The following is a 12677-nucleotide window of genomic DNA, read 5'->3' as shown; positions in this document are numbered from 1 at the left end:
GTCTGTACCGTCTTACATCATGCCGAAGGCCCCGAGCATCCCCGAGACCAGTGCCTTGACGGTCAGAGCTAGTCCGACGAGCACGATCGCTATACCGGCAGCGACGATGTAATTCCCGTAGGCAATGACTGCGATTCCGACGAGAACGATGACGAGCCCCGCGATACCGAGCGGGCCGAGTTTATCGAGCATACGCGTCAGTCGATTGCCGCCCAAAATAAACGGCGTGGTTTGGGGTGTCGGCAGTCATCGGATCGCCGCCGACCGCGATCCGACGCCGTCGTTGGACCGGAGTCGGCACGGTTTCGTTGATAGAGTTTAAAACCCTCCAACGCCAACCACGACGTATGAGCGAGGACGAGAGCAGCCGCAAAAACCTCCGAATGCCCGAAGACGACGAGGTTTTCGCGACGGTCACGAACATGCTGGGGGCGAACCGAGTCACAGTCCGCTGTGCCGACGGGGAAGAACGCACCGCACGCATTCCGGGCAAGATGCAAAAGCGCATCTGGATCCGCGAGGACGACGTGGTCCTCGTCGAGCCGTGGGACTGGCAGGACGAAAAGGCCGACATCACCTGGCGCTACGAGAAGTCCGACGCCGACCAGCTCCGTCGCGAAGGCCACATCGCATAGCGATTCCATCAGACACGGGCGTACACTCCGTAGGCGGCCAATTGCCCGATCGGAAGTAATGCGACGAGACTCCATTTTACCAGCGGCCGGCTATCCCGTCAAATCGCTAGTTTCGCCCGCTGTGACGACGCTGTCTACAGCAGCCCACACGCCCGCCGCCGGGCGGGACTGAAAGGGGCTTTCGCGGGTCGGCGAACCCGGACGACGCAAGCACTGCAGGGAGCGCAGCGACCGAAGCGCGCAGCGAGGCCCGGGAGTCGAGCGCGAAAGGGGCTTTCGACCGTTTAAGGCCTGTGTACCATCATCTGGGAGGGATTTTGTTAGGTCAGTAAGTATGGGAACTCACGTATCGGTCAATATGGCTATTACCGTAACTCTAGTTTTTCTCATACCGGCCTCCTGTGTACGCCTACCCGATTCTCCGAAGGAACTCTGCTTAGCTAAAATAAAGATGATACCTTGATTAGCATTCTTACGTGTCGAAAGAGTAGACGCCGTTATGAGACGACGGGAACTTATTGCAGCACTCGGCGTGACCCTCCCAACCGCCGGATGTTTGTCGGCAAACGAAGCCGACGTGCCGATCACGAACGCGACGGATAAGTCGGACACGGAAGCGTTCGACGGTACGTTCAGCGTTGGTGATACAACCGATACAGTCGGCCCTCATGAGCTGACCGTCGAAAACGAAAGTGAACGTTCGCGGACAATCTCCCTTCGTATAACTGACACCAAAACTGATGAAACGCTCTTGGAGCGGTCGTACTCCATCGGCGGCGGCGGTTCTATCAACGGTGAACTACGAGGGCCAGCCGAGTACAGGGTAGCGGTTACCTCGTCTGAAACTGGAACAGAACACGTTAGAAAGATTGAGTATTTCGACACCTGTAACGACTACTGGACGACCGTAACAATCTCTTCTGATGGAACGATCACGGGTAAATCTATTCAGACGCAGGTAGCGTGTGACGTTTGAGTACCACCTAATCTCGAGCACCCTGCAACTGATCCAAAGTAAAATCATAGCCCCTCGAGCACGGCAACTCCCAGCCAAACCACCTTCTTTCCCCTCCCCAGAACCCCTTCTTCCATCCCGTACCAGTAGGTATATTATACTTCAGACTAACTGTCACGATGGAAGCTGCGCGCGCCGAATTGGCCGCGGGCATACGCGTGAAATGCCCCGGGTGCTAGAGACACCCGAAGCGTGTGGCTTCCAAGCGAACACTTGGTGCCATGCTTTACTTACTCCCACCGAGACAAAAAACTCTCGAACGACAGCGCAGTATCACGTTTGACCACCTCGAGAACTCGAGCGACCGCCTCTCTCGGCGGAATCGCGCTTCGGAGGCGTACTGGAGGCGATTCGTATGACTTCGAGTCCCGACGAAACGGACTCGAAAACCGCTGGCACGGACTCGAGAAACACCAATATCACGGATACCTCGAGCACCCACGATTCCGGCGGCCACTCGAGCGCCGACCGATCCTCCCCGACCGTCTGTTATCGGTGCGACGAGTCGATCCCCGCCGACCGCGTGCTCCGCGTTTCGACCCGCCCGTGTCCGGCACTCGAGGATCGGTACGCCGCGGTCGCTCGAGCGTGCTGTCCCGACTGTGCGGCCGGGATCGGGCTGTTGGCGTTGAGTGGTGAAATCGCTTGAGGGGGTTCACCGCTCGAGTCTGACTAGGGTCCGTCCTACAGACTCGGGGGAGTTGATTTCGTCCGAGTCGACTCGTCGGATTGGCGGTCGAACACCTCGAGAATCGTCTCTGGGTCGCCCACTCGCGGAAGCCGCAGGTCGCGGTCGATGTCGGGATACTCGACGACCACGGTTGCCGTCTCGAGCCGGCCGTCGATCCAGTCGCATTCGATGCTGACAGTGCGTTGGTCTCCTGGCTCGATGTGCCACACCGGTTGTCGAAACAGTCGGTCGTAGCCGACGATCGCGTCGTCATCGATCCGGTATTCGACGCCCGCGTAGCGAAGCCAGTAATCCAGGTGGATCAATAGGGCGGTCACGGCGATAGCGATGAACCCGAATCCAGCCACGATCGACCAGGCACCGTCGAACGCGAATAGAAGCCCACCGGCGGCGATACACACGCCAACGAACCAAATCTTCGGATACCGTTTGGCGTGTACTACGGTTGCGAGCAGCCGACCGCCGACGGGTGGACGGACTCGTTTTCCTGCGTCCGGCAAGGAATCGTCGATCAGATTCGGCGTCGACGGAGTGTGCCCGTGCGTCGTTGGAGTGTTCCCCGGCGTCGCTGGAGTGTCCCCGCTGTCGAAGTGTTCGCCTATCGATTCCTCGAGCGCAACCAGCCGATCGCGGTAGACGTCCGCGAGGTCGAACCCGGATTTGAGCAGGATGATCCCGATCAGCAGTGGCACCCCGACGATCGTCGGGTCCACAGCGGCGATCGACTCGTCACCGGCCACCGAGGGGTCTGCCATCGCGGCAAGAACTGCTGTACAGAGTCCGACGAGGAACAACACCCCGATACGCCAAAATACGCCGTGTACCGCCGTCTGGGCGCTGTGCTCGCGATACTCCTGTCGATAGAAGTACTCGAGTGCCGTCCGGGCCCCCTCGGTGAGGAAGATGACGATGGTCACGAGGGCCACCGTCTCGATTGCGCTCGACTCGAGCACGTGGCCACCGACGAGTCCAACGGTCACGGTTCCCGCGACGAACCAGATAAGCGAGAGTATCGGGACCGCCAGGGCGAAGATGGGGAGCGTCGAGAGCCGTATCTCGAGGCCGGTACGCGGGATCGGAACTGCAACGGGCCTGTCTACGAGCGCCCCGAGGAGATACATCTCCGGGTCGAATTCGGACGGACGACCGGCAAAGAGCGCTCGAATCAGCGCCCAGAAACACATGACACCGAGTTCGAACCAGTAGACGGTGACGAGCGTTGCTGCGCTCCACTTGAGCACGAGGACCCCGACGAGCGGCAGGAGATTCGAGACGATGACCGCGAGCAACTCGGGCGTCGCGTCGATCGCACGCAGTCGCTCGAGCGCAGCCATTTGCCTCGTGTTTGATCGATCATACGTAAGTCGTTACGTTTCCCACTACCGAATAGGCCCGGATACCCTGGACCTGTTTCAAACTACGCTCGAGACTTCCCTACAGATCGGCGACATCCTCGATCGCGTCGGTCAGTTCCTTGATGCTCTCGAGATCGTGTTCGCCCATGTGGCCGATGCGGAACGTCTTCTCGCCGAGCGCGGAGCCGTAGCCGTTCGAGAAGACCATGTCGTACTCCTCGCTGACGGCGTCGATGGTCGCGGCGACATCGATCCCCTGCGTGTTCTCGATACAGCTCACGGTCTGGGATTCGTAGCCTTCCTCGGGGAACATCGCGAAGTGCTCGCGGGCCCATTCGCGGGTGTATTCGGCCATCTCCCGGTGGCGCTGGTCGCGCGCGTCGTGGCCTTCGGAGAGCATGTGTTTCATCTGTTTTCGGTAGGCGAGCATGATCGGGATCGCGGGCGTGGAGTGGGTCTGGCCCTTCCGGTCGTAGTAGTCGAGGGTACGCTGGAAGCCGCCGTACCACGAGGCCGACTCGGACTCGAGTTCGCGTTCGTAGGCCTCGTCGCTGACGACGCAGACGCCCAGTCCCGGCGGCATGGCGAAGGCCTTCTGGACAGAGGTGAAGATCACGTCGATGTTGTGCTCGTCGATGTCGATGTAGTCCCCGCCGAGCGACGAGACCGCGTCGACGACGAAGTAGGTGTCCGGGTACTCGGCGACGACGTCGCCGATCTCTTCGATCGGGTTCCGCACGCCGGTCGAACTCTCGTTTTTCACGCAGGTGACGACGTCGTAGTCGGTGTCACTCTCTTCGAGGTATTCGCGGACATCCTCGGGTTTGACGGCCTGGCCCCACTCGTACTCAAGGGTGTCGACGGTTTTGCCGAGGCGTTCGGCGACGTTGGCCTGGCGCTCGCTGAAGCTGCCGCAGGTCGTGACGAGGACGTTCTCGTCGACGAGGTTCAGGATCGAACTCTCCATGAACTCGGTTCCCGACCCGGTCAGAATGATGACGTCGTTGTCGGTGCCGAGAAATTCCTTCGTGTCCTCGACGATGGTCGTGTAGAGGTCGGTCATGCGGTCCATGCGGTGGCCGAACATCGGCTCGCACATGGCCTCGATGACGTCCTCGCGTACTTCAGTTGGGCCCGGAATATACAGCGTCTTGTCGGGGTAGTCGTCTTGATACTCGCTTTTTTTGGTCACGCAAACCACCTGATAACAGCTACTGAGTCGTGCGTCGGTATGGTACTTTTGATGGCGCACCGCTCTCGAATCGTCCGCCGTGAGTTTACTCGAGGACGAGTGAACAGGGCCGAATCAGCAGGGTTGAGGACGGAATACGGATCTTCGATCCACGCGTCGATCCGGTCGCGAGGAGCGGTTAGTCCGCTCCCGGAGACGAACGGGACGGCGACGCGGATCGACCCTCGTTTCCGCGGTTTGCGGATCGGACGTACGGGTTTTTCTGGACGACGAATCCGTCGGCGGGTACCGGGCGACGTGTGCCGTCTTCGACCACCGGCCGAACCAGCTTCCAGAGGCTGTCGATCTTACAGAGAGTAAAGCCGAAGACGATCAGCGCGAAGCCGGCGACCGTCGCGACCGTGATGGATTCGCCGAGCAAGAGCCACCCGAACACGGCGGCGATCACGGGGGAGGTGTAGTTGACGAGGCTGAGTTCCGTCGCGCCGACCCGCTCGAGCAGGATGAAGTACGCGAGAAAGCCGCCGGCCGTCGAGACGACGCCGAGGTACGCGAGTGCGGCCACAACGTCGCTCGTGAACGTCGCTGCGAGGACGCTTTCGCCGGGGTGGAGGGCGCTGAGGCCGTGTAACATGAGCCCGCCGACGCCCATCGCCCACGTTTGCAGCGGGATGATCGAGAGCGTCGATCTCGTTCGCTCGAGGACGACGGACCCGACGGCGATCGAGAGGGCCGAGCCGAACAGGAGGCCGACGCCGAGGGCCTGCCCGCCCACCGAGCCGCCGGAGATGGCGATGACGACGACACCCAGCAGTCCCAGTACCAGCCCAACTGCGGCGGGCGGACGGATTCGTTCTCGCGGGAGCACTGCGAGGGCGATCGGCGGCGTGACGATCGGGGTCAGGCTCAACACGATCGCGGCGACGGCGCTCGAGACGTACAACTGGCCGACGAACAACAGTCCGTAGTGGGCGCCCACGAGGAGGACGCCACCGGTAGCTATCGATATCACGTCCGCTCGCGTTTGCGGTCGCCACTCGAGACCGAGTACGGCGGTGAGGATGACGAACAACGCGGTTGCGACGTCGAGTCGGAAGGCGGCAAACAGGATCGGCGGTAGCGATCCGAGACCGATTTCGATCGCACTGAACGCGGTTCCCCAGGCGAGTGCAAGCGCGGCGAAGAGGAGAATATTTCTCTGTGAATTCATTTTATTATGGGAGGTGACTCGAGCACTTGTATGTTGTTATTCTTGTGATGTGGGCCTTCTACCGGCTAAATTCCACAACATATGCTACCATTGAACGTGGCTAAAATTGCGTGTGGTACTAACTCGTATGACATGCTCGCCCAGTACGCAATTGTCGGACTGGTCCCGTTGACGATCCGCTTACCAAAGCGTGTCTCGACGGCGGATAGGTGAGAGAAACGTAACTACTGACACCATCTGTCATCAGACGAGAGATAGAAGCGAATTCGATGATACCCGTCTCAGTAAGTGGCGTACTGACTTCTGAAAAACGGCAGTAGCGAGTCAGTTATTCGACGACGATGTCGCCTTCCATGCTGGCGTGTGGGTTACAGCGATAGACCGACGCGTCACTGGTGGCTTCGAAAGTGAGCCACTGGTCGTCGGGCTCCTCGTCTGTGACCTGCTCGGTTGCGAGTTCCTCGCCATCCTGCTCAAGAGGATCACCGCTGTCGTTTCGAACTTCGATGTTGTGTTCCTTGCCGTCTCCTGTGTTCCAGCCGATTTCGTACTCTTCGCCTTCCTGCAGGATCAGCGTCGGGTTTTCCTCTTCACTGATACTGTCCGGTGAAACACCGATCCACGCGCTCGTGGCGGCTTCTAATTCGATCTGGCCAGGATCGACTTCGATACCGTCGTCGCTGCTGCCGTCATCGCTGCTGCCGTCGTCGCCACCGCCACCGCTACTACATCCTGCGACGAGCGCGGTTGCCGCAGCAGTGCCTGTGACCTTCAGTGCGGTTCGCCGTGAGACCGTTCGCTTTCGTGCCATCGTGACATTCTTGGTACTGCGTACATAAAAAGGGATTCCCTCTGTCGCCGTACAGTCATGTGTTCACATACCACTGTTTTTGCGATACCCTCTCGAGAATCGGCGGAAGAGGGGCTGATTAGCCGGTGTGGTTTTATGCCTCGTCTTCACGAACATGTTTGTGTCCGTCTACTGATAGTCTGAGGAACACCGGAACGGTGACGATCGCGATCGCGATCTCGAGGCCGCCGACGACGAGGAAGGCGAGGTCGTAGCCGTAGGTGTCGGCGACGGTGCCGCCGATGAGAAACCCGCCCAGGAAGCCGAGGCTGCCGGCGAGGTTGAACCCGCCCATCGCGACCCCGCGTTCGCCGTCCGCCGCGAGGTCGGTGACCAGTGCCATCGTCGCCGGCGAGACGAGCGCGCCGAGGACTCCGACAAGCACCATCGCGAGGGCCGCGAGTGCCACCGTCGGGGCCACGTTGACGCTCAGAATACCAACACCGTAACAGAGCGAACCAGCGACGATCGGGATCGTTCGGCCGATTCGATCCGAGAGCGCTCCCATCGGGTACTGCAAGAGCGCGAAGGGTGCGAAAAAGCACGCCAGCAGGAGGCCGGTTTGGGCCGGCCCCACCCCGAACGCGTCCTGGAAATAGAGCGTCCCGACGAGGGCGAAAAACCCGGCCGTGAGCCGATCGATGAACCCGAACGCGTACGGAATCGAGAGCGTCGGTCGCTGTCGAATACCGTCGAGGAGGTCTCGAGCCGCCCGTCGACCGGTGGGCGCGCGGTCGGGAACGAGGGTGACGAGTCCGCCCACGCAGACGAGCAATATTCCGGCGGCGACCAGTGGCGCGAGCGGATCGACCGTCGTGAGTTGGCCGCCGATCGGTGCGCCCAGAGCGGCCCCGAGGCCGATCGCGATCCCCGCCGCGCCCATGTTCTTTCCGTGGCCGCCCTCGAGATCCATCAGCATCGTCATCGTCAGCGAGAACGCGCCGATCGTCATCGCTCCCTGCAACACGCGTAGCAAGAGGACGCCTTCGAAGGGAATCGAACCGAGCATCGGTGCGGCCGCGAGCGCAAGATAGCCGACGGCTCCCGCGAGCGCGCCGGTGACGATGAAGGGCGTTCGTCGGCCCGTCATATCGCTGGCGGCTCCCCAGACGCCGACGAAGACGACGTAGGCCGCGAATTCGGCCACGAGGAACCACATGCTCGCGTCGAGTTCGGTCGTTGCGAACGGCGACGACCCCCCGCCCGCGTCCGCTCCAAGCGCTTCGACGAGCGTCGAGACGCCCGGATACAGCAGTAGCTGGGAGAACAACACGGCGAACACGACGGTCGCCAGGACCACTCGATCGCGACGACTCGAGGACACGAGCGACCGTTAGGACTACGCCCCTAAGAAATCGTTCGTCCCGGCATGCCTGTCAGATGAGTGTGTATACCACGCAGTATTTGCGGTTTTTGCCGTTACTGAGACGCATAAGTCCGTGGAGAAGTATGCATGCAAAACATGAGCGACGACACGAGCGATGGGACCGACGATCCCGAACGGTGTCGATTCGGAACGCGAAGCGTCCACGCCGGACAATCTCCCGATCCCGAGACGGGCGCGATGGCCCCGCCACTGTATCAGACGACCTCCTACGTTTTCGATGACGCCGACAGCGCCGCGGATCTCTACGCCCTCGAGAGCGAGGGCCACATCTACTCGCGGATCACGAACCCCACTGTCCAGACCTTAGAGCGCCGGCTGGCGTCCCTCGAGGGCGCGCCGGGGGCGGTGGCGACCGCGAGCGGGATGGCCGCGCTCGATTCGGCGGTGCTCGTGCTGGCCGAGGCGGGTGACAACGTCGTCCTCTCGACGGATACCTACGGCGGGACGACCGCGTACTTCGCGAAGACGGCGTCCCGGCGAGACATCGAGACGCGTCTGGTCCCGACGCTCGAGGCCGAGGCCTACGAGGAAGCGATCGACGAGGACACGGCGTTCGTCCACGTCGAGACGATCGGCAACCCCTCGCTCGTGACGCCCGATTTCGACCGTCTCTCGACCATCGCTCACGATCACGGCGTGCCGCTGGTCGTCGACAACACGTTCGCGACGCCGCACCTCTGTCGTCCGTTAGAACACGGCGCGGATGTCGTCTGGGAGTCGACGACGAAGTGGCTCCACGGCTCAGGGACGACCGTCGGGGGCATCCTCGTCGACGGCGGTGAGTTCCCGTGGGGTGAGCACGGCTACGACGAGATTTCGGGGCAGAACCACGCCTATCACGACGTCGACTTCTCGCGGGACTTTCCGGATGCGCCGCTCGCCGCCGCGGTTCGGTTCCGTTCGACGCGCAGTCTGGGCAACCAGCAGTCGCCCTTCGACGCCTGGCAGACCCTCCAGGGGCTCGAGTCCCTGCCCTTGCGGATGGACAAACACTGCGAAAACGCGACCATCGTCGCCGAGTACCTGGCCGACCACGACGACGTGGCCTGGGTCACGTATCCGGGCCTCGAGAGTCACCCGACCCACGATAACGCCTCGAAGTACCTCTCCGATTTCGGCGGCATGATCGCCTTCGGCCTCGAGGGCGGATTCGAGGCCGGCAAACGCTTCTGCGAGGAGGTCGAGGTCGCCCAGTTCCTCGCGAACATCGGCGACGCGAAGACGCTCGTCATCCACCCCGCGAGCACGACCCACGGGCAACTCTCGCCCGAGGAACAGCGAGACGCGGGCGTGACGCCCGATCTGGTCCGACTCTCGGTCGGCATCGAGGATCCCGCGGATATCCTCGCGGATATCGACGCGGCAATCGAGACGGCGACCGCCCAGTCGCGTGCGGGGACGACGGAACGGCCCCCGGAGGAGCGACCATGACGACCAAAGCGACGGTCGACCTCGGCGAGTTCACCTTCGAAAGCGGCGAGTCGATCCCCTCGCTCGAGGTCGCCTACGAGACCTACGGGGAGTTTACGGGGGACAACGCCGTCCTCGTCTGTCACGCGCTGACCGGCAGCGCACACGTCGCCCGCCGACCCGATGCGGGCGGCGAAACGGCCGGACAGGCCCGCGCCTGGTGGGGCGACGTCGTCGGCCCCGGCAAGGCCATCGACACCACCGAGTACTACGTCGTCTGTGCGAACGCGCCGGGGTCGTGTTACGGCACGACCGGCCCCTCGAGTACGAACCCCGAGACCGGCGAACCCTACGGGACGGACTTTCCGCCCGTGACGATCGGCGACTGGACTCGCTCTCAGCGGCGACTCCTCGACGAACTCGGCGTCGGCCGCCTCCACGCGGTCGTCGGCGGCAGCGTCGGCGGCATGAACGTTCTCGACTGGCTCCGTCGATACCCCGACGACGTCGACTACGCCGCCTCGGTCGCGGCCGCCGCCCGACTCGACGCCCAGTGTCTCGCCCTCGATACCGTCGCGCGGCGAGCGATTACGTCGGATCCGAACTGGAACGGGGGCCACTACTACGACGCCTCCGCGACCGACGAGAGCGAAAGCTCGTCGGACTCGTCCGACGGCGGTTCCGAGCCGACGGACGGGCTGGCTCGAGCGCGTCAGATCGGCCACATCATGTACCTCTCGAAGGCCTCGATGGCCCGCAAGTTCGGGCGTCGCTCGGCCGGTCGGGAGGCGACTCGAGAGAAGCCAACGGATCCGGCGGGGGCCTTTTTCCCGTACCGGGAGGTCGAGTCGTACCTCGATTATCAGGCCGAGAAGTTCACGGAGCGCTACGACGCCAACAGCTACCTCTACCTGACCCGCGCGATGGACGACTTCGACCTCGCGGCGGGCTACGAGTCCGACGCCGACGCGCTGGCCGCCTTCGAGGGCGAACTGCTCATCCTCTCGTTTACCGGGGACTGGCACTTCACCGTCGAACAGGCCGAAGTCCTCGCCGACGCCTGTCGGGACGCGGGCGTCGACGTCTCACACCACGTCATCGAATCCGACCACGGCCACGATGCGTTCCTCGTCGAACCGGAGAAGGTCGGCCCGCCGCTATCGGCGCTGCTATCGGCGGGGCTCGACGGACGGGCGATCACGGATACTGCCGAGGAGGAGGACGAACCGGAGGCGTTCGCGCCGGTCCACACGAGTCTCTTTTCGGAGTGATTCGGTTCGATTCAGTCTATTCTGAGCCGCCGATTCGGCCCGCAGTATCCCAGTTACCACCAGATATCCCTCGCCATACCGAAACACACATTCCGTTTGACTGAAAGGATAGTGGCAATGGACAGACAGCTCGAGTACGACAAGGGCCCAGCGTACGACACGGGTCCCGCGGTGGACGAACAGGAGGATGGGACGGATTCGGACGACGCCTCGAGAAGCGACGATGATCCAGGGCGCGGCGAATCTGGACTCGTCGAATCGGCAGGCCGCTCGAGTCGCGTCGGACTCGGGTTCGGCGTCGGGTCGTTCGTCGCCGTCTACGCCGTGCTTTATCACCTAATCGGGACAATGTTCGCCACCGGACTGTTCACAGCAGGTGAGCAGGAACCGAGCCGATGGGTGATCACCGGGATATCCATGCTGGTGAGCCACGGTGCAACGATGTTAAACGGTGAAGAGCCGGTACAGACCGGTTACAGTATTTATACCAGCCTCTCATCTCACCTAACCGCGCTCGTTCCGGTTGTCGTGCTTTCGATCGCCGGCTATCTCCTCGTTCGCACGCTGTGGGAGGCGAGTCTCGAGGAGACGGTCAGAAATAGCGCGATCGCTGGAATGGTCTGTACCGCCAGTTACGTGGTACTTTCGGTCGTTCTAGCGACGATTTCGATCTGGGATCTCGAGGGAGAGAGCGGGGGGACCGCCAGCGGAGCGGCGGGGACCGGGGAGGCCGAAGCGATCACGGTCGCCGTCGACTCGTCGCTGGTTCTGACGACGGCCGGCACCGTACTCACGTTTACGCTGCTCGGGGGCGCGGTCGCGGTGTTCATCTCTCACTACGTAAAACCGGCTGAACCGGGCTGCAACCGAGCGGCGGAGTCGGCCCAGTCCGAATCGGACGAGGTATCGTCGTAACTCGTCCGTCGAGAATCGATTTTGTCCTACGTCCGGTCGAGCACGCCTTCTGCGAGCAGCGTATCGCGAACTTCGGCCATCGAGGTGACGACGACCTCGCAGGCCGGTTCGACGGCCGGTTTCGGATCGAATCCGATCGGGAGACCGGCGACCTCGAGCATCGGCAGGTCGTTGGCACCGTCGCCGACGGCGACCGTCTCGGACATGGAGACGCCGACATCGCCGGCGAGGCTCTCGAGTGCCGTATCTTTCGTGCCCTCGATGAGCGTCCCTTCGACGTCCCCGGTCAACTCGCCGTCTTCGATCGGGAGTTCGTTCGAGACGATGTAATCGACGCTGACGCCCTCTTTCTCGAGCGCCGCCGCGACGCCGCGTTTGAACCCACCGGTGAGGATGGCGGTGGTAACACCGGCGTCGTTGAGCGCCCGAATCAGGGCTGCCGATCCCTCGCGGAGTTCGACCTCGTCGAAGGCGGCCCGGGCCTCGGCTTCGGGAAGGCCCTCGAGCAGGGCAGCACGCTCGCGCAGGCTCTTCGCGTAGCCGATTTCGTCGTTCATCGCGCGTTCGGTGATCGCTGCCATCTCGTCAGCGGCCCCGCAGCGGTCACCGAGCAGGACGGTCATTTCCGAATCGGAGAGCGTTCCGTCGAAGTCGAAAGCGACGATGGTCATCGACCGATGGTTTTCAGGCCGGGAATAAACCAGTTCAGGTTTCGGATCGCCGATCAACGGCTGTCTTCGGCCCCG

Annotated in this window: 13 protein-coding genes; 6 read left to right on the top strand and 7 right to left on the bottom strand. The window is 62.4% G+C overall.

Annotated elements, in window-relative coordinates; translation table 11 throughout:
* Window positions 1–12: 12 nt before the first annotated feature.
* Complete coding sequence (locus HALLA_RS13170) at window positions 13–192, bottom strand: DUF7470 family protein (RefSeq protein WP_049953789.1); 180 nt, start codon at window positions 190–192, stop codon at window positions 13–15.
* A 155-nt stretch (window positions 193–347) separates the two neighbouring features.
* Between HALLA_RS13170 and eif1A the strand changes: the two genes are divergently transcribed.
* From eif1A to HALLA_RS13155, 3 genes are all read left to right on the top strand, one after another.
* On the top strand, window positions 348–635 hold the full coding sequence (gene eif1A / locus HALLA_RS13165; protein ID WP_049953788.1) for a translation initiation factor eIF-1A: 288 nt from the start codon (window positions 348–350) through the stop codon (window positions 633–635).
* A gap of 499 nt (window positions 636–1134) precedes the next feature.
* Entirely contained in the window at window positions 1135–1611 is a 477-nt protein-coding gene (locus HALLA_RS13160) for a hypothetical protein (protein ID WP_049953787.1), read from the top strand.
* A gap of 394 nt (window positions 1612–2005) precedes the next feature.
* Window positions 2006–2299: a hypothetical protein gene (locus HALLA_RS13155; protein WP_049953786.1), complete on the top strand. Its 294-nt coding sequence runs from the start codon at window positions 2006–2008 to the stop codon at window positions 2297–2299.
* Window positions 2300–2334: 35 nt separating this feature from the next.
* On the opposite strand, the gene HALLA_RS13150 is transcribed toward HALLA_RS13155, so the two are convergent.
* The 5 genes from HALLA_RS13150 to HALLA_RS13130 all read right to left on the bottom strand — a co-directional run bounded on the left by HALLA_RS13150 (window position 2335) and on the right by HALLA_RS13130 (window position 8272).
* Window positions 2335–3675: a DUF6498-containing protein gene (locus tag HALLA_RS13150; protein ID WP_049953785.1), complete on the bottom strand. Its 1341-nt coding sequence runs from the start codon at window positions 3673–3675 to the stop codon at window positions 2335–2337.
* Window positions 3676–3775: 100 nt separating this feature from the next.
* A complete protein-coding gene (locus HALLA_RS13145; protein ID WP_049953784.1) occupies window positions 3776–4888 on the bottom strand; it encodes a pyridoxal-phosphate-dependent aminotransferase family protein in 1113 nt (370 codons plus the stop codon).
* A 178-nt stretch (window positions 4889–5066) separates the two neighbouring features.
* Window positions 5067–6098, bottom strand: coding sequence for a DMT family transporter (locus HALLA_RS13140; RefSeq protein ID WP_049953783.1), 1032 nt, complete (start codon window positions 6096–6098; stop codon window positions 5067–5069).
* 328 nt (window positions 6099–6426) lie between these two features.
* Window positions 6427–6909: a twin-arginine translocation signal domain-containing protein gene (locus HALLA_RS13135; RefSeq protein ID WP_049953782.1), complete on the bottom strand. Its 483-nt coding sequence runs from the start codon at window positions 6907–6909 to the stop codon at window positions 6427–6429.
* Between the two features lie 133 nt (window positions 6910–7042).
* Window positions 7043–8272: an MFS transporter gene (locus HALLA_RS13130; RefSeq protein WP_049953781.1), complete on the bottom strand. Its 1230-nt coding sequence runs from the start codon at window positions 8270–8272 to the stop codon at window positions 7043–7045.
* Window positions 8273–8410: 138 nt separating this feature from the next.
* Here HALLA_RS13130 and HALLA_RS13125 point away from each other — a divergent pair, with 138 nt between their 5' ends.
* From HALLA_RS13125 to HALLA_RS13115, 3 genes are all read left to right on the top strand, one after another.
* Window positions 8411–9766, top strand: coding sequence for an O-acetylhomoserine aminocarboxypropyltransferase/cysteine synthase family protein (locus tag HALLA_RS13125; RefSeq protein WP_049954122.1), 1356 nt, complete (start codon window positions 8411–8413; stop codon window positions 9764–9766).
* On the top strand, window positions 9763–11016 hold the full coding sequence (metX, locus tag HALLA_RS13120; protein WP_049953780.1) for a homoserine O-acetyltransferase MetX: 1254 nt from the start codon (window positions 9763–9765) through the stop codon (window positions 11014–11016). Before HALLA_RS13125 ends, metX begins: the two co-directional genes overlap by 4 nt.
* A gap of 117 nt (window positions 11017–11133) precedes the next feature.
* Complete coding sequence (locus tag HALLA_RS13115) at window positions 11134–11931, top strand: hypothetical protein (RefSeq protein WP_049953779.1); 798 nt, start codon at window positions 11134–11136, stop codon at window positions 11929–11931.
* 26 nt (window positions 11932–11957) lie between these two features.
* Here HALLA_RS13115 and serB read toward each other — a convergent pair whose 3' ends face one another.
* The gene (gene serB / locus HALLA_RS13110) at window positions 11958–12602 is read right to left on the bottom strand and encodes a phosphoserine phosphatase SerB (RefSeq protein WP_049954121.1); all 645 of its coding nucleotides are present in this window, start codon (window positions 12600–12602) and stop codon (window positions 11958–11960) included.
* Between the last annotated feature and the right edge of the window lie 75 nt (window positions 12603–12677).

Origin of the sequence: Halostagnicola larsenii XH-48, assembly GCF_000517625.1 — an archaeon.
Lineage (GTDB): Archaea > Halobacteriota > Halobacteria > Halobacteriales > Natrialbaceae > Halostagnicola > Halostagnicola larsenii.
Note: the sequence above shows the minus strand (reverse complement) of the source record. Positions and strands in the feature narration are given on the sequence as shown.